Annotated in this window: 12 protein-coding genes; 3 read left to right on the top strand and 9 right to left on the bottom strand. The window is 60.6% G+C overall.

The window, feature by feature from the left end; translation table 11 throughout:
• From AC0IXA_RS23845 to gloB, 9 genes are all read right to left on the bottom strand, one after another.
• Positions 1-2,539: hypothetical protein (locus tag AC0IXA_RS23845; protein ID WP_471814620.1), on the bottom strand; the 2,539-nt coding region annotated here is incomplete at its 3' end.
• Between the two features lie 150 nt (positions 2,540-2,689).
• Positions 2,690-3,484: an enoyl-ACP reductase FabI gene (gene fabI, locus AC0IXA_RS23840; protein WP_003202751.1), complete on the bottom strand. Its 795-nt coding sequence runs from the start codon at positions 3,482-3,484 to the stop codon at positions 2,690-2,692.
• 19 nt (positions 3,485-3,503) lie between these two features.
• On the bottom strand, positions 3,504-5,114 hold the full coding sequence (locus AC0IXA_RS23835) for an ABC transporter ATP-binding protein (RefSeq protein WP_471814619.1): 1,611 nt from the start codon (positions 5,112-5,114) through the stop codon (positions 3,504-3,506).
• A gap of 1 nt (position 5,115) precedes the next feature.
• Positions 5,116-6,135 carry an ABC transporter permease gene (locus AC0IXA_RS23830; protein WP_341637855.1) on the bottom strand — a complete coding sequence of 340 codons (1,020 nt, stop codon included), beginning with the start codon at positions 6,133-6,135 and terminating at the stop codon, positions 5,116-5,118.
• A gap of 1 nt (position 6,136) precedes the next feature.
• Positions 6,137-7,210 (bottom strand): microcin C ABC transporter permease YejB, encoded by a 1,074-nt coding sequence (locus tag AC0IXA_RS23825; protein WP_016774154.1) that lies wholly within the window; start codon positions 7,208-7,210, stop codon positions 6,137-6,139.
• A gap of 4 nt (positions 7,211-7,214) precedes the next feature.
• Positions 7,215-9,056: an extracellular solute-binding protein gene (locus AC0IXA_RS23820; RefSeq protein ID WP_016774155.1), complete on the bottom strand. Its 1,842-nt coding sequence runs from the start codon at positions 9,054-9,056 to the stop codon at positions 7,215-7,217.
• Positions 9,053-10,885: an extracellular solute-binding protein gene (locus tag AC0IXA_RS23815; RefSeq protein ID WP_471814618.1), complete on the bottom strand. Its 1,833-nt coding sequence runs from the start codon at positions 10,883-10,885 to the stop codon at positions 9,053-9,055. The genes AC0IXA_RS23820 and AC0IXA_RS23815 overlap by 4 nt, the downstream gene beginning before the upstream one ends.
• Positions 10,886-11,214: 329 nt before the next feature.
• Positions 11,215-12,678 carry a transglycosylase SLT domain-containing protein gene (locus AC0IXA_RS23810; RefSeq protein ID WP_041480626.1) on the bottom strand — a complete coding sequence of 488 codons (1,464 nt, stop codon included), beginning with the start codon at positions 12,676-12,678 and terminating at the stop codon, positions 11,215-11,217.
• A 99-nt stretch (positions 12,679-12,777) separates the two neighbouring features.
• Positions 12,778-13,545, bottom strand: a complete 768-nt coding sequence (gloB, locus tag AC0IXA_RS23805; protein WP_038862030.1) for a hydroxyacylglutathione hydrolase — start codon at positions 13,543-13,545, stop codon at positions 12,778-12,780.
• Positions 13,546-13,611: 66 nt separating this feature from the next.
• Between gloB and AC0IXA_RS23800 the strand changes: the two genes are divergently transcribed.
• The 3 genes from AC0IXA_RS23800 to dnaQ all read left to right on the top strand — a co-directional run bounded on the left by AC0IXA_RS23800 (position 13,612) and on the right by dnaQ (position 15,891).
• Positions 13,612-14,370, top strand: coding sequence for a class I SAM-dependent methyltransferase (locus AC0IXA_RS23800; protein WP_041480625.1), 759 nt, complete (start codon positions 13,612-13,614; stop codon positions 14,368-14,370).
• Positions 14,371-14,460: 90 nt separating this feature from the next.
• Positions 14,461-14,931 (top strand): ribonuclease HI, encoded by a 471-nt coding sequence (gene rnhA / locus AC0IXA_RS23795; protein ID WP_007910572.1) that lies wholly within the window; start codon positions 14,461-14,463, stop codon positions 14,929-14,931.
• Positions 14,932-15,132: 201 nt separating this feature from the next.
• Positions 15,133-15,891 carry a DNA polymerase III subunit epsilon gene (gene dnaQ, locus AC0IXA_RS23790; protein ID WP_024012494.1) on the top strand — a complete coding sequence of 253 codons (759 nt, stop codon included), beginning with the start codon at positions 15,133-15,135 and terminating at the stop codon, positions 15,889-15,891.
• The last annotated feature ends 247 nt before the right edge of the window (positions 15,892-16,138 follow it).

Below are 16,138 nucleotides of genomic sequence, written 5' to 3'. Positions count from 1 at the left end.
CATGCGCGTCCTTCATATGCTTGAGGCGCGCCGCGAGTGCTGCATGAAAAGCGCTTGCCACGTTGTTCAGTCTGGGCAGCGAGGCAATCATCGATGCCAGTTGCAATTGTGCATTGCTCGATTGCCATCCCTGCATGTCACCCGTTAGCTTGCCGGCGATGTGTAATTGGCTCAGGGAATAATGTGGCCCGGTTGTATCAGCGTCCGAGGCTGGAACAAACAGCGCCTTCTCTGTCAGGTGTGGGGAATCAGCGAAGATCTTGCGCAGATCCGCGAGGGCAATAGTGGCGGGGGTGGGCGGTGACGACTGGAAGGCCCGGCGGTAAAAATCGTAAATCAGACGATTGTGGTTGCGAAAGAGCAGATCGGCTTGCTTGAGCGTGGCGGCGTCATAGACCGTGACTTGAAAATCGGCATCGCGCTGGATCAACCCTCGTGCAACCGCCCAGTCCACTACGACCGAGGCACACGGCTCTTCGCGCAGAAACTTGTAGAAATCAGCCGGCGCCGGGCCTTTCGTCAGCTCGCGCAATTGCTCGTAGGTCATCAAGCGCGCCGCGCCCGGCAGGCGTCTTTCGATATACAGCACGACCTGTTTGAGCCTCACCCAGCGCAGGCAACTCATATAAGGCAGTGTTCGAGGAATGCCCCGGATGAGAAACTCCGGCGAGATGCCGGACAATAACAGGTGGGTCGCCAATGTCTTGTTCTTGACCAGTGCGAGTTGGGGTTGCCGGTCGATGAACCGGCGCACTTCGTCATAACTGTCGCCCCAGAAATCACTGCCCTCCAGGCGCTGGGCGACGATTCGGTTTATATCCTCACCGGCGCTCGGTTCCAGGCTGAGAATCAATGCAGCGAGCAACAGACGTTCGCGGTTGGTGGCCAGAAGGCGTTTTTTGTGAGACGGCGCTCCGAGGTTCTTCACCAACTGGTTGCCCAGCGTCCGTGCGCGCGACGTGATCAGGATACGACTGATCAGGTAGTCGGCTTTTGCCTTGAGGGTATTGAGCGGCAGATCGGTGTCGACCCCTTCACTGAGGTAGTCGATCAGTGGCGGCGAGTCTTCGGGCAAAAAAGCCTGAGTGGTGTCGATGATGCTCTGACGTTGCTGCGCGGTGAACCACTCGGTCTTCGTCCAGGGTTGACCCAGCAGATACCACTGATTCATGTGTCCGGGACGCATGTGCAGATTGATCTTGTCCCATTTCGCCAGGGAGAGGGCTTGCTCGACAGTTTTTGGCAACGGTAGCTCGTAGAAACGCAACATTTGCCCGAGGGTGACTTTACCGCTCGAGCGCAGGGCGCCGCCTGCTTCGCCTGCCTGAGCTTTAAGCTGGTCGCGATGAAGTTTCAGATCGGAATGCTTTTCCACCTCAGTCGTCAGGTTGACCCAGCCTTTGGCGCTGGCCGTGCCGACATGACCGGACTCGGTCACCAGCAATTGACTGTCGGCATGCAACCCGTGCTGTTGCAAGATGGCTTGGAAATCCGCATTGGAGCTGAATATCTGCAAGCGCTCCTGGCCCAGCGCCATCTGCACCGCGAGCGTGGAATGCGGATGGGGCTCGCTGAATTCCTCGTAATCGATTCGGGCTTTGGGCGCCTTGTTCCAGCTCAAAACTTCCAGGCGTCGCACAATATGCCGGGCGTCCTCCAAGTCGCCGAAGTCTTCGCGATAGCTGCGGATGGGGGTGCCGGTCTGCACGTAGTCACTGACGTAGGGCAGCTCAGGCCAACTGTGCTGTCGCAGGCGTTGCGCAAGCGCTTTGGCTTGTCCCGCATCTTCCGGCAGCGCAAATTCATAGCGACGCAGCAGCTCGCCCAATTTCAGGCGCGGGCCTCTCACAGGAGCGGAAACAGAGGCCGAAGCAAGCGTTACCGGCGTATCGAGAAAGCCTCGTTGCTCGAACGGATCGCTCGCCAGCAACACCGCATCGATCCGATCGGCGATCGCCCGAAAGTCCTCCAGTTGCGCGTTGCGTTCCTTCACCACAGCCGACCTGCTGTGGCCGTTCTCATCGATGGCAGCCAGCCCGGTTTTCTTCAGTTCGGTGAGGATGACGCGGGCCTGAATCTGGTTTTGCGGTTCCGGGTAACCGTAGAACGCCAGCACCACTTGCCGTGGAAAGCGATACAGCGGGTTGGCGGACTTGCCGCCGATATAAGGCAGGCCCAACCCGGCAGGGTCGATGCGTTGGGAAATCGATTGCAGCATCGGCGCCACCTGCCACCAGCCAGAGTTGTCCTCCAGGCTGAAGGTGCGTACGTCGGAGGTGCCATTCGCTGGTGCGCGCGCTTGCAGAATGTCGCCTTTGATTTGCAAGGTATCCAGGTCGATGTGAAAGCGACTGGCCCAGTCGAGAAACTCAGGGCGTTCGAGGGCGGTCCAGTAAAGCTCCATCCATTCGCGCAGCAGGCATGGACGAGGAACCTCCAGCGTGCGTGCCGGCGTGGCGGCGGTGACCACCGGTACGGCGGTCAGTTCTGTAATGAGGTTCTGGATCAGCGTCTGTTCATGTACCGGTGTGTCGTTCATCTGCGCCTCCCTGGCGGCTGATAAGCATCGAGCGCCGAGTATCAAAGGCAGGGCAGGGTCGGTGGCGGTACATATGTAGTGCGGCAACCGTTCTGCAGGCATAAAAAAACCCACCGGATTCGGCGGGTTTTTCTATTGGCTACAGGAAGATCACTCTTCGATGTTGCCCATCGCGGTGGTGTTGAAGCCGCCGTCGACGTACATGATTTCACCACTGATGCCCGACGCCAGGTCGGAGCACAGGAAGGCGCCGGCATTGCCGACTTCTTCGATGGTGACGTTGCGGCGCAGCGGAGTCTGCGCTTCGTTGGCAGCCAGCATCTTGCGGAAGTTCTTGATGCCGGAAGCGGCCAGGGTGCGGATCGGGCCAGCCGATACGCAGTTGACGCGGGTGCCGTCCGGACCGAGGGAACCGGCCAGGTAACGGACGCCGGCTTCCAGCGAAGCCTTGGCCATGCCCATCACGTTGTAGTTCGGCATGGTGCGCTCGGCGCCCAGGTACGACAGGGTCAGCAGGCTGCCGTTGCGGCCTTTCATCATTTCGCGGCCGGCCTTGGCCAGCGCCACGAAACTGTAGGCGCTGATATCGTGAGCGATGCGGAAACCTTCACGGGTGGTGGCTTCGGTGAAGTCGCCGTCCAGTTGGTCGCCCGGAGCGAAGCCGACGGAGTGCACGATGCAGTCCAGACCGTCCCACTTCTTGCTCAGCTCTTCGAAGACCTTGGCGATTTCTTCATCGCTGGCCACGTCGCACGGGAAGCACAGCTCAGGGCTCGAACCCCAGCCTTGTGCGAACTCTTCGACGCGACCCTTGAGTTTGTCGTTCTGATAAGTGAAGGCAAGCTCAGCGCCCTCGCGATGCATGGCGGCAGCGATGCCGGATGCGATGGACAGCTTGCTGGCGACACCGACGATCAGTACGCGCTTACCGGCGAGAAAACCCATGTGTTGCTCCTCTTTCAGGTTATTGCGCAGTGGCTGGTGCCAGAAAAGCGGCCTCCAGCAACTGCTGTGTATACGGATGTTGGGGGGCGGCAAAAATACCTTGCGCGTCTCCCTGTTCGACCACTTGGCCATGCTTGACCACCATCAGCTGGTGGCTCAGCGCTTTGACGACAGCCAGGTCATGGCTGATGAACAAATACGTCAGGTTGTACTTGGCTTGCAGTGAACGCAACAGCTCCACTACTTGCCGCTGCACCGTGCGGTCGAGCGCCGAAGTCGGCTCGTCCAGCAGGATCAGCGCCGGTTTCAGCACCAGGGCCCGGGCAATGGCGATTCGCTGCCGTTGCCCTCCGGAAAATTCGTGGGGGTAGCGGTGCCGGGTTTCCGGATCCAGACCTACCTCCTTCAATGCCGCAATGATCGCCGCTTCCTGTTCGGTCGCGGTGCCCATCTTGTGTATCCGCAGGCCTTCGCCAACGATGTCATTGACGCACATGCGCGGGCTCAGGCTGCCAAACGGGTCCTGAAACACCACCTGCATCTCCCGGCGCAACGGGCGAACCTCATTCTGCGTCAGGCAGTCTAGCTGCTTGCCTTCAAAGCGGATCGCGCCTTTGCTGCCGATCAGCCGCAAAATCGCCAGACCGAGGGTGGATTTGCCGGAACCGCTTTCGCCGACGATTCCCAGGGTCTGACCCTGCGGCAGGCTGAAATTGATGCCGTCCACTGCCTTGACGTAATCCACCGTGCGTTTGAGCAGGCCTTTCTTGATCGGGAACCAGACTTTGAGGTCCTCGACTTCGAGCAGCGGCGCGCCGATTTCATTGCTCGCCGGGCCGCCGCTGGGCTCCGCGCCGAGCAATTCCCGAGTGTACGGATGCTGCGGCGAACGGAACAGCTCTGCGCACGATGCCTGTTCGACGATGCAACCGCGCTGCATGACACATACGCGATGCGCAATTCTTCGCACCAGGTTCAAATCGTGACTGATCAGTAGCAGCGACATGCCCAATCGAGCCTGAAGATCCTTGAGCAAATCGAGGATTTTCAGCTGAACGGTCACGTCCAACGCGGTGGTCGGTTCGTCGGCAATCAGCAATTCCGGTTCGTTGGCCAGGGCCATGGCAATCATCACCCGCTGGCGCTGGCCGCCGGACAATTCATGGGGCAGAGCCTTGAGACGCTTGTGCGGCTCGGGGATGCCGACCATCTCCAGCAGCTCCAAAGTGCGCTTGGTCGCGACTTTGCCGCTCAGGCCCTTGTGGATGCCGAGCACTTCGTTGATCTGCTTTTCGATCGAGTGCAGCGGATTGAGCGAGGTCATCGGCTCCTGAAAGATCATCGCGATGCGGTTGCCACGGATATGACGGATGGTCTTCTCGCTCAAATCCAGCAGGTTCTGCCCGGCGTAATTGATGCTGCCGGCCGGATGCCGCGCCATGGGGTAGGGCAACAGGCGCAGGATCGAATGCGCCGTTACCGATTTGCCCGAGCCCGATTCACCGACCAGCGCCAGGGTTTCGCCGCGCTTGATGTCGAAGCTCACGCCCTCGACCACGCGGTGGACGCGCTCGCCGAAGCCGAATTCGACGGCGAGGTCACGCACTTCGATCAGATTGTCCTGATTCATTTCACTTCCTCGGGTCGAAGGCATCGCGAGCGGACTCGCCGATAAACACCAGCAGACTCAACATCAGCGCCAGCACGGCAAACGCACTCATGCCCAGCCACGGCGCCTGCAAATTGGATTTGCCTTGCGCGACCAGTTCGCCCAGCGACGGACTGCCGGCCGGCAAGCCGAAGCCGAGGAAGTCCAGCGCGGTCAGGGTGCCGATGGCGCCGGTGAGGATGAACGGCATGAAGGTCATGGTCGAGACCATGGCGTTGGGCAGGATATGGCGGAACATGATCGCGCCGTTCTGCATGCCCAGCGCGCGGGCGGCGCGCACGTATTCCAGATTGCGCCCGCGCAGAAACTCGGCGCGCACCACATCGACCAGGCTCATCCACGAGAACAGCAGCATGATGCCCAGCAGCCACCAGAAATTCGGCTGGACGAAACTGGCGAGGATGATCAACAGATACAGCACCGGCAGCCCCGACCAGATCTCGAGAAAACGTTGCCCGGCGAGATCGACCCAGCCGCCGTAGAACCCCTGTAGCGCCCCGGCAATCACGCCGATGATCGAGCTCAGCACGGTCAGCGTCAGCGCAAACAACACGGAAATGCGGAAACCGTAGATCACCCGCGCCAACACGTCGCGGCCCTGATCGTCGGTGCCCAGCAGGTTGTCCGCCGAGGGTGGCGCCGGGGCCGGGACTTTCAGGTCGTAGTTGATGCTCTGGTAGCCGTAGGGAATCGGCGCCCATAGAATCCACGCGTCCTTGGCCTTCAGCAGCTCACGGATGTACGGACTCTTGTAGTTGGCTTCCAGCGGGAATTCGCCGCCGAACGCGGTTTCCGGGTAGCGCTTGATCGCCGGGAAATACCAGTTGTTGTCGTAATGCACGACCAGCGGTTTGTCGTTGGCAATCAGCTCGGCGCCCAGACTCAGGCCGAACAGAATCAGAAATAGCCACAGCGACCACCAGCCACGCTTGTTGGCCTTGAACAGTTCGAAGCGCCGGCGGTTGAGAGGGGACAGGTTCATCTCAATGCTCCCGGCTGGCGAAGTCGATACGCGGATCGACAAAGGTGTAGGTCAGGTCGCCGATCAGTTTCACCACCAGCCCGAGCAGGGTGAAGATGAACAGGGTGCCGAACACCACCGGGTAATCGCGATTGATCGCCGCCTCGAAACTCATCAGGCCGAGGCCATCGAGGGAGAAAATCACTTCCACCAGCAACGAGCCGGTGAAGAAAATGCCGATGAATGCCGAAGGAAAACCGGCAATCACCAGCAGCATGGCGTTGCGGAACACGTGGCCGTAGAGCACGCGATGGCGGGTCAGACCCTTGGCCTTGGCGGTGACCACGTACTGTTTGTTGATCTCGTCGAGAAAGCTGTTTTTTGTCAGCAGAGTCATGGTCGCGAAGTTGCCGATCACCAGCGCCGTCACTGGCAATGCCAAGTGCCAGAAGTAATCGAGGATCTTGCCGCCCAGGCTCAGCTCATCGAAGTTGTTCGAAGTCAGCCCGCGCAGGGGGAACCAGTCCAGATAACTGCCGCCGGCAAACACCACGATCAGCAGGATCGCAAACAGGAACGCCGGGATCGCATAGCCGACGATGATCGCCGAACTGGTCCAGACATCGAAGTGGCTGCCGTGCCGCGTGGCCTTGGCGATGCCCAGCGGGATCGACACCAGATACATGATCAGCGTGCTCCACAGCCCCAGCGAGATCGACACCGGCATCTTTTCCTTGATCAGGTCGATGACCTTGGCGTCGCGGAAGAAACTGTCGCCGAAATCCAGCTGCGCGTAGTTCTTGACCATGATCCACAGGCGTTCCGGGGCCGATTTGTCGAACCCGTACATGTGCTCGATTTCCTTGATCAGCGCCGGGTCCAGCCCCTGCGCGCCACGGTACGACGAGCCGGCCACCGCCACTTCGGCACCGCCGCCGGCAATCCGGCTGGTGGCGCCTTCGAAGCCTTCGAGCTTGGCGATCATCTGCTCGACCGGCCCGCCGGGCGCGGCCTGGATGATCACGAAGTTGATCAGCAGAATGCCGAACAGGGTCGGGATGATCAGCAGCAGTCGCCGAAAGATATACGCCAGCATCTGATTACTCCGTGCCCGCAGGGTCGGCTTGCAGTTGGGTTTCGACTTCTACGGCAGGCTTGGCGTCAGGCTTGACCCACCAGGTATTGATGCCGATGTCGTACTTGGGCGAGGTTTTCGGGTGGCCTATATGATTCCAGTAAGCCACGCGCCAGCTCTTGATGTGCCAGTTGGGCACCACGTAGTAGCCCCATTGCAGTACGCGATCCAGCGCGCGGGCGTGGGCCACCAGACTTTTGCGCGAGTCGGCGTTGATCAGGCTTTCCACCAGTTGGTCAACGGTCGGGTCTTTCAGGCCCATGCTGTTGCGGCTGCTCGGTTTGTCGGCGGCGGCGCTCATCCAGTATTCGCGCTGCTCGTTGCCCGGCGAGTTGGACTGGGGAAAGCTGCCGACCATCATGTCGAAATCCCGCGAGCGCACCCGGTTGATGTACTGCGAGACGTCGACGCGGCGGATCACCAGATCGATGCCGAGGTCGCTGAGGTTGCGCTTGAACGGCAGCAGCACCCGTTCGAATTCGGTCTGGGCCAGAAGAAATTCGATCACAACCGGTTTGCCGGTGGCGTCGACCATTTTGTCATCGACGATTTTCCAGCCGGCCTCTTGCAGCAGTTGATAGGCCTCGCGCTGCTGGGTGCGGATCATGCCGCTGGCGTCGGTCTTGGGATTTTCGAAGGCTTCGCTGAATACCTGAGCCGGCAGTTTGCTGCGGAACGGTTCGAGGATCTTCCGTTGCTCGGCGTCGGGCAGGCCGGTGGCCGCCATTTCCGAGTTCTCGAAGTAACTGCGGGTGCGCACGTAGGCGCCGTTGAATAATTGCTTGTTGGTCCATTCGAAATCGAACAGCAGCCCCAGCGCCTGACGCACGCGCACATCCTGGAACACCGGGCGGCGCAGGTTGAAGACGAAGCCCTGCATGCCGGTCGGGTTGCTGTTGGGGATCAGTTCCTTGATCAAGCGCCCCTCGGTGACCGCCGGAACGTTATAGGCACTGGCCCAGTTCTTCGCGGTCATTTCCAGCCAATAATCGAACTGCCCGGCCTTCAGCGCTTCGAGGGCGACGGTGTTGTCGCGGTAATAGTCGGTGGTCATCGTGTCGAAGTTGTAGAAGCCACGGTTGACCGGCAAGTCCTTGCCCCAGTAATCCTTGACCCGCTCGTAACGTACCGAACGGCCGGCCTTCACTTGGGTGACCTTGTACGGGCCGCTGCCCAGCGGGATTTCCAGATTGCCCTTGTTGAAGTCGCGACTGGCCCACCAGTGTTTCGGCAGGACCGGCAACTGGCCGAGGATCAGCGGCAGCTCGCGGTTGTTGCTGTGCTTGAACTTGAACAATACTTTCAACGGGTCTTCGGCGATGGCTTCGGCGACGTCGTTGTAGTAGCCGCGAAACATCGGCGAGCCTTCCTTGGTCAACGTCTCGAAGCTGAACACTACATCTTCGGCGCGCACCGGGTGGCCGTCGTGAAAACGGGCCTCGGGGCGCAGGTAGAAACGCACCCAACTGTTGTCATCGGCTTTTTCTATCTTGCTGGCAATCAGGCCGTACTCGGTGAATGGCTCGTCGAGGCTGTGTTTGGTCAGGGTGTCGTAGATCTGGCCGATGTCATCGGCCGGCACGCCTTTGTTGATGAACGGGTTGAGGCTGTCGAAGCCGCCGAACCCGGCCTGGCGGAACACGCCGCCCTTTGGCGCATCGGGATTGACGTAGTCGAAGTGCTTGAAATCGGCCGGGTATTTCGGCGGCTCGTTGTACAGGGTCACGGCGTGTTGCGGGGCGGCCCAGGCCAGCCCGGCGAACAGCAAGCCGCCGGCCTGCACGAGCAGGGTGCGAACAGCGTTCATCGATCTTTCTCCGAAGACTTCAGCCACCATGCGCTCAGGCCCAGGGTGTAGGGCGGCGTGGTGACAAAGGCCAACCGGTTGCGGTAGGCCAGACGGTGATAATTGAGGTACCAGTTGGGAATGCTGTAGTGCTGCCAGAGCAGCACGCGGTCGAGCGCTTTGCCGGCGGCAACCTGCTCGTCGCGGGTGCGCGCGGCGAGCAATTGTTCGAGCAGGTGATCGACCACCGGGTTGGCGATGCCCGCGTAATTCTTGCTGCCCTTGACGTTTACCTGGCTAGAGTGGAAGTACTGCCACTGCTCAAGGCCCGGGCTCAGGGTCTGGCCGAGGGTCATCGAGATCATGTCGAAATCGAATTGGTCGAGGCGCTGTTTGTACTGGGCGCGATCGACGGTACGCAGGCGCGCGTCGATGCCGATGCTGTTGAGGTTCTCGATGTACGGCTGATAGAGCCGCTCCAGGCTCGGATTGACCAGCAGCAGTTCGAAACGCAGCGGCTGGCCGTCTTTGTCTTGCAGGCGCTGGCCGTGGAGCTTCCAACCGGCCTCAGCGAGCAGGGCGAGGGCTTTACGCATGGTCTCGCGCGGGATGCCACGGCCGTCGGTTTTCGGCAGGGTGAACGGCTCGGTGAACAGCCGGGCTGGCAACTGCTCCTTGTAAGGCTTGAGCATCAGCCATTCATGGCCGACCGGCAGGCCGGACGCGGTGAATTCGCTGTTGGGATAGTAGCTGGTGGTGCGTTTATAGGCATCGCTGAACAGCGCGCGGTTGGTCCATTCGAAGTCGAACATCAGACCCAACGCTTCGCGCGTCCTGACATCGGCGAAGGTCGCGCGGCGGCTGTTCATGAACAGGCCCTGAGTCTGGGTCGGGATCTGATGCGGGATCTGCACCTTGATCACTTCGCCACGACGTACCGCAGGGAAGTTGTAGCCGTTGACCCAGTTCTTCGCCTGATGCTCGATGTAGATGTCGAACTCACCGGCCTTGAACGCTTCGAAGGCGACATCGCTGTCGCGGTAGAACTCGACTTCCATGCGATCGAAGTTGTACTTGCCGCGATTGACCGGTAAGTCCTTGCCCCAGTAATCCTTGACCCGCTCGAAAATCAGCTGCCGACCCGGCGTGACCGACGTGATGCGGTACGGCCCGCTACCCAGCGGCGGTTCGAAGGTGGTGGCTTTGAAGTCGCGGTCTTTCCAGTAATGCTGCGGCAGTACCGGCAATTCGCCCAGGCGCAGGATCAACAGCGGATTGCCCGAGCGCTTGAACACGAAACGAATGCGCTGCTTGTTGAGGATGTCGACCCGCAGCACTTCCTGCAGGGCCGTGCGATACAGCGGATGACCGTCCTTGAGCAGCGTTCGATAGGAGAACGCCACGTCGTAGGCGGTGACAGGCGCGCCGTCATGAAAGCGCGCTTCGGGGCGCAAATTGAAGACGACCCAGCTGCGATCTTCGCTGTACTCCACCGATTGTGCGATCAACCCGTAACTCGACGCGGGTTCGTCGCCGGACGGCGAATACTGCCCGGTGCCAACCATCAGCGGCTCGTTGAGCTCGTTGATGCCGTACTGGAGAAAATTGGCGGTGGTGACCGGGCTGGTGCCCTTGAAAGTGTACGGATTGACCGTATCGAAGGTGCCGAACGCCATCACCCGCAACGTACCGCCCTTGGGCGCTTGCGGGTTGACCCAGTCGAAGTGGGTAAATCTGGCCGGGTACTTGAGCGTGCCGAACTGCGCATAACCGTGACTTTCGGTAATCGTCGCGCTTGCGGGTGAGCTCAAGGCCAGGCTGATCAGGAGCAGGGAGAGGGCACGCTTCAAGTCAGATCCGATCCAGCGGCTTGGGCTTTGTGGGCCGTACAGTAACAGCTTGTCTGGACAGGAAAAAGATGCGGGTTAATGGCGAGTTAATCGCTACACGATGTTGCGCCAATTTGTCCCTGTGGTGAGGGGATTTATCTGTGGCGAGGAGGATTTATCTGTGGCGAGGGGATTTATCCCCGCTGGACTGCGCAGCAGTCCCTTCTTCAAGATGCAGAAAAAACGGGGCCGCTGCGCGCCCCAGCGGGGATAAATCCCCTCGCCACAGTGTTCCCGCCTGGCACAAAGCAATCGGCAATAAAAAGCCCCTGAATTCAGGGGCTCTTCAATCAGTGCGGCTGATAAACCGTGAGCATTTGCCCCGGCTTCAACGCCTTGCCAGCACCCGGGTTCCAGCGCTTGAGATGTTGCATCTCGACGTTGAAGCGCTTGGCCACTACATACAGGGTGTCGCCACGCTTGACCTTGTACTGGGTCTGCTGCTTGCTCTCGTCCTTGCCTTTGGTTTTGGTATTCGCCGCGACCACGGTGTTGACCCGGCCGGACTTGCGCGCCGGGGCACGCTTGGTGTTGTCCTGCATGACCAGGGTCTGGCCGACCTTGAGGTTCTTGCCGGTCAGCTTGTTCCAGCGCTGCAGATCCTTGACTTCGACCTTGTTGGCCTTGGCGATGGAGCCGAGGTTGTCGCCACGCTTGACCCGATAAGCACGTTTGAGCTGCGCCACTTCCGACGGATCGGCGCCTTCGAACACCGGTTTCAGCGAACGCGGGCTGATCAGTTCGTCCGGGCGCATGGTCTGCAGACTGGCGGTCAGCAGTTGCGCCTTGGACGTCGGCACCAGCAAGTGCTGCGGACCGTCGATGGTGGTGCGCTGTTTGAACGCCGGATTGAGCTGGAACAGTTCGTCTTCATCGATGTTCGCCACCGCAGCGACCTTGGACAGGTCCATGCGCTGGTTGATTTCGACGACCTGGAAGTACGGCTCGTTGGCGATCGGATTGAGGTTGACGCCGTAGGCTTCCGGCGCCAGTACCACTTGCGACAGGGCCAGCAACTTCGGTACATAGGCCTGGGTTTCCGCCGGCAGCGGCAGGTTCCAGTAGTCGGTGGGCAGGCCGAGCTTTTCGTTGCGCTCAATCGCCCGGCTGACCGTACCTTCACCGGCGTTGTAGGCCGCCAGCGCCAGCAGCCAGTCGCCGTTGAACATGTCGTGCAGGCGGGTCAGGTAATCCATCGCTGCCGTGGTCGAGGCGGTGATGTCGCGACGGCCGTCGTAGAAACGCGTCTGGCGCAGGTTGAAGTAACGCCCGGTGGACGGAATGAACTGCCACAGGCCCACCGCATCGGCGCGAGAATAGGCCATCGGGTTGTACGCGCTCTCGATCACTGGCAGCAGGGCCAGCTCCAGCGGCATGTTGCGTTCTTCGAGGCGTTCGACAATGTAATGAATGTAGAGGCTGCCGCGTTCGCCGGCATTCTCGAGAAAAGAGGGATTACTGGCGAACCACAGGCGCTGTTGCTCGATGCGCGGATTGACGCCAAGGCCTTCCTGCAACTGGAAGCCCTGGCGCATGCGTTCCCAGATATCCTGGGGCGCCACTGGAGTGGGCTTCTCGGTCAGCCAGATCGGCTTCTGCTTGGCTCGCGCAGCAATGTTCGGCGTGTGCGTCGCTTCAGTCTGCGGAGCGTGGCTGGAGCAACCCGCCAGCGTGGCGGACACAGCCACCGCGATGGCTTGCGCCAGGCGGGTCAAAGCATCTGAATTGACGGACTTACGTATGGATGACGACATTGGCTGGAAGTAAGTTCCGGGCAAAAATGTCGGGCGATTCTAGAAAGCGCACCCCCTGCGGTCAACCATTGAGAATTTTTGCCCCGGCCGGCGCGGTCGTCAGAACTTGTCTTTCCATGCCCGCAGAGCCGCAAATACCTCGCTCGGCTCCCGGTTTTGAGCGCCTTCCCGTTCGTCCACTTTTTGTGTAACCAATGTTTCAGAAGTGCGTAAAAACGGATTGGTAAGCTTTTCCAGAGCCAAAGTCGACGGCAATGTCATCACGCCGTTCTGCCGTTGCTGGGTGACCTTTTCCAGACGGGCGGCGACTTCCGGGTTGCCCGGCTCGACGGCGGCGGCAAATTTCAGATTGCTCAAGGTGTATTCATGGGTGCAGTAGACCAGCGTATCTTCCGGCAAGGCCGCAAGACGGCTGAGCGAGTGGTACATCTGCTCGGGTGTGCCTTCGAACAACCGGCCGCAACCGGCGGCGAACAGGGTGTCGCCGCAGAACAGCAGGCCATGGTGGTAATAGGCGATGTGCCCCAGGGTGTGACCGGGCACCGCATAGACGTCGAAGTCCCAGCCGAGCACGCTGACGCTGTCGTTGTCCTTGAGCGCTACGTCACGCGCCGGAATGCTTTCGCTGGCCGGGCCGTAGACCTTGGCGCCGGTCGCCGCTTTCAGGCGCTCGACACCGCCGACATGGTCATGGTGATGGTGAGTGATCAGAATATCGCTGAGCACCCAGCCCGGATGCGCATCGAGCCACGCCTGCACCGGGGCGGCGTCGCCCGGATCCACCACCGCACAGCGCTGGGTCTGATGATCCTGTAACAACCAGATGTAGTTGTCGGTGAACGCGGGCAGGGCACTGATCTGTATCATCGTCGGAATTCGCCAAGCGGAAAACATTGGCGCATCTTAGTAGTTCCTGGCGCGTTGGAGAATGACATGACCGATAAAGCGTTCGCTCAGGCCGATCCCGACTGGCTGGCATTGATCAGCGCCGCCCGCGAATGGCTGTCGGGGCCGCTCGGGCAATTTCTGCTGGATGAAGAGCGGCGCATGCTCGACGACGAGCTCGGCCGGTTCTTCGGCGGTTATCTGGTGCATTACGGCCCGTCCGCCGAAACCCCGCCGGCCGCGCCGCAAGTGCAGCGTAACGTGCGTCTTGGCGCGCCTCTGCCCGGGGTCGAGATCGTCTGCGAAGAGCAGGCCTGGCCGTTGAGCGAGCACGCCGCCGACGTGGTGGTGATGCAGCATGGCCTGGATTTCTGCCTGTCGCCCCACGGTTTGCTGCGTGAAGCGGCGAGCAGCGTGCGCCCCGGCGGGCATCTGCTGATCATCGGCATTAATCCCTGGAGCACTTGGGGGCTGCGGCATTTCTTCGCCAATGATGCCCTGCGCAAGGCGCGCTGCATCTCCCCGTCGCGGGTCGCCGACTGGCTCAATCTGCTCGGCTTCGCGCTGGAGAAACGCCGCTTCGGGTGCTATCGTCCGCCGCTCGCGTCGCCCAAGTGGCAGAACCGTCTGGCCGGCTGGGAACGCAAGGCCGGTGACTGGCAGCTGTCCGGCGGTGGCTTCTATCTGCTGGTGGCGCGCAAGATCGTGGTGGGGCTGCGGCCATTGCGCCAGGAACGCCGCGAGCCGATGGGCAAGCTGATTCCGCTGCCGATGGCCAAGGTCAACCGCCGCCGCATCGAACCGTAAACCCTCTTTTATTTGTGGCCGGGCTTGTCCCGGCCGCGGTCATTGTCGATCCGTGATTGGCAGGACAGGCATTTTTCTGGAAAGACTGGCATGAGCGAAAGCGTGGAAAGCGTCGACACCGTAGAACTGTTCACCGACGGCGCCTGCAAGGGCAACCCCGGCCCCGGCGGCTGGGGCGCGCTGCTGGTGTGCAAGGGCGTCGAAAAGGAACTGTGGGGCGGCGAGGCCAACACCACCAACAACCGCATGGAGCTGCTCGGCGCGATTCGTGGCCTCGAAGCGCTCAAGCGCCCCTGCGAAGTGCTGCTGGTTACCGACTCGCAATACGTGATGAAAGGCATCAACGAGTGGATGGCCAACTGGAAGAAGCGCGGCTGGAAAACCGCTGCGAAAGAACCGGTGAAAAACGCCGATCTGTGGAAAGAGCTGGACGAGCAGGTCAATCGCCACAAAGTCACCTGGAAATGGGTGCGCGGGCACATTGGCCATCATGGTAACGAGCGGGCGGACCAACTGGCCAATCGCGGCGTTGACGAAGTGCGTGGTTACAAGCAGAGCTGATTTCGCTTCTAACCGTGGCGTCGCCGTTCGCGAGCAGGCTCGCTCCCACAGGGAAATGTATTCCAGGCCTTGAATTGGAATGCACTCAGTGTGGGAGCGAGCCTGCTCGCGAAGGACCCGCCACGGTCTGACTGAAACACCCCGCCGAGCGTGTTAACATCCGCGCCTTTGCCCGATTGACCCGTTGAGAGCTGAGCACTGATGGCCACCAGATCCGTTGTACTCGATACCGAAACCACCGGCATGCCGGTGACCGATGGTCACCGGATCATTGAAATCGGTTGCGTCGAACTGATCGGTCGGCGCCTGACGGGCCGGCATTTCCACGTTTACCTGCAACCGGATCGCGAGAGCGACGAGGGTGCGATCGGTGTGCACGGCATCACCAACGAATTCCTCGTCGGCAAGCCGCGCTTTGCCGAAGTCGCCGACGAGTTCTTCGAGTTCATCCAGGGCGCGCAGCTGATCATCCACAACGCGGCGTTCGACGTTGGCTTCATCAACAACGAATTCGCCTTGATGGGCCAGCACGATCGCGCTGACATCACCCAGCATTGCACCATCCTCGACACCCTGATGATGGCTCGGGAACGTCACCCGGGGCAGCGCAACAGCCTCGATGCATTGTGCAAACGTTACGGCGTCGACAACTCCGGCCGTGAACTGCACGGCGCTTTGCTCGACTCGGAGATTCTCGCCGACGTCTATCTGACCATGACCGGCGGCCAGACCAGCCTGTCGCTGGCCGGCAACGCCTCCGATGGCAATGGCACGGGCGAGGGTGCCGACAACTCGGCTACCGAAATCCGCCGCCTGCCGGTCGATCGTCAGCCAGCACGCATCATCCGGGCGACTGAAGAAGAACTGGCGGCGCATCTGGTGCGGCTGGAAATCATCGCCAAATCGGCGGGAGCGCCGGCGTTGTGGACGCAGATTGCCGAGGCTGATGCGCAGGCCTGAAAAACCCGAAGATCAAAAGATCGCAGCCTTCGGCAGCTCTTACCGGGATTGCATTCCATAGTAGGGACCAGGAAGGCAGCGATTTTTTGCGTTTGGCGACATGGAGCCAAGTTGCCACTCTCGCCACATTCGTCGCAACCCTCTACCCTGAGTGCACTGGTCAGGTGCAAATCTGCCGCCTCAGGACACTGAGCCTCATGTACAAAGAGTTGAAATTTGCGCTGGCAATCATCCATCGCGACAGCAA

It is taken from the genome of Pseudomonas sp. AC083 (assembly GCF_979253165.1).
Note: the sequence above shows the minus strand (reverse complement) of the source record. Positions and strands in the feature narration are given on the sequence as shown.

What these genes read in the sequence shown, in the direction of transcription:
- fabI (WP_003202751.1), bottom strand. Translation starts at nt 3,484, where the DNA reads ATGGGTTTTCTCGCCGGTAAGCGCGTACTGATCGTCGGTGTCGCCAGC.
- AC0IXA_RS23835 (WP_471814619.1), bottom strand. Translation starts at nt 5,114, where the DNA reads ATGAATCAGGACAATCTGATCGAAGTGCGTGACCTCGCCGTCGAATTC.
- AC0IXA_RS23830 (WP_341637855.1), bottom strand. Translation starts at nt 6,135, where the DNA reads ATGAACCTGTCCCCTCTCAACCGCCGGCGCTTCGAACTGTTCAAGGCC.
- AC0IXA_RS23825 (WP_016774154.1), bottom strand. Translation starts at nt 7,210, where the DNA reads ATGCTGGCGTATATCTTTCGGCGACTGCTGCTGATCATCCCGACCCTG.
- AC0IXA_RS23820 (WP_016774155.1), bottom strand. Translation starts at nt 9,056, where the DNA reads ATGAACGCTGTTCGCACCCTGCTCGTGCAGGCCGGCGGCTTGCTGTTC.
- AC0IXA_RS23810 (WP_041480626.1), bottom strand. Translation starts at nt 12,678, where the DNA reads ATGTCGTCATCCATACGTAAGTCCGTCAATTCAGATGCTTTGACCCGC.
- gloB (WP_038862030.1), bottom strand. Translation starts at nt 13,545, where the DNA reads ATGATACAGATCAGTGCCCTGCCCGCGTTCACCGACAACTACATCTGG.
- AC0IXA_RS23800 (WP_041480625.1), top strand. Translation starts at nt 13,612, where the DNA reads ATGACCGATAAAGCGTTCGCTCAGGCCGATCCCGACTGGCTGGCATTG.
- rnhA (WP_007910572.1), top strand. Translation starts at nt 14,461, where the DNA reads ATGAGCGAAAGCGTGGAAAGCGTCGACACCGTAGAACTGTTCACCGAC.
- dnaQ (WP_024012494.1), top strand. Translation starts at nt 15,133, where the DNA reads ATGGCCACCAGATCCGTTGTACTCGATACCGAAACCACCGGCATGCCG.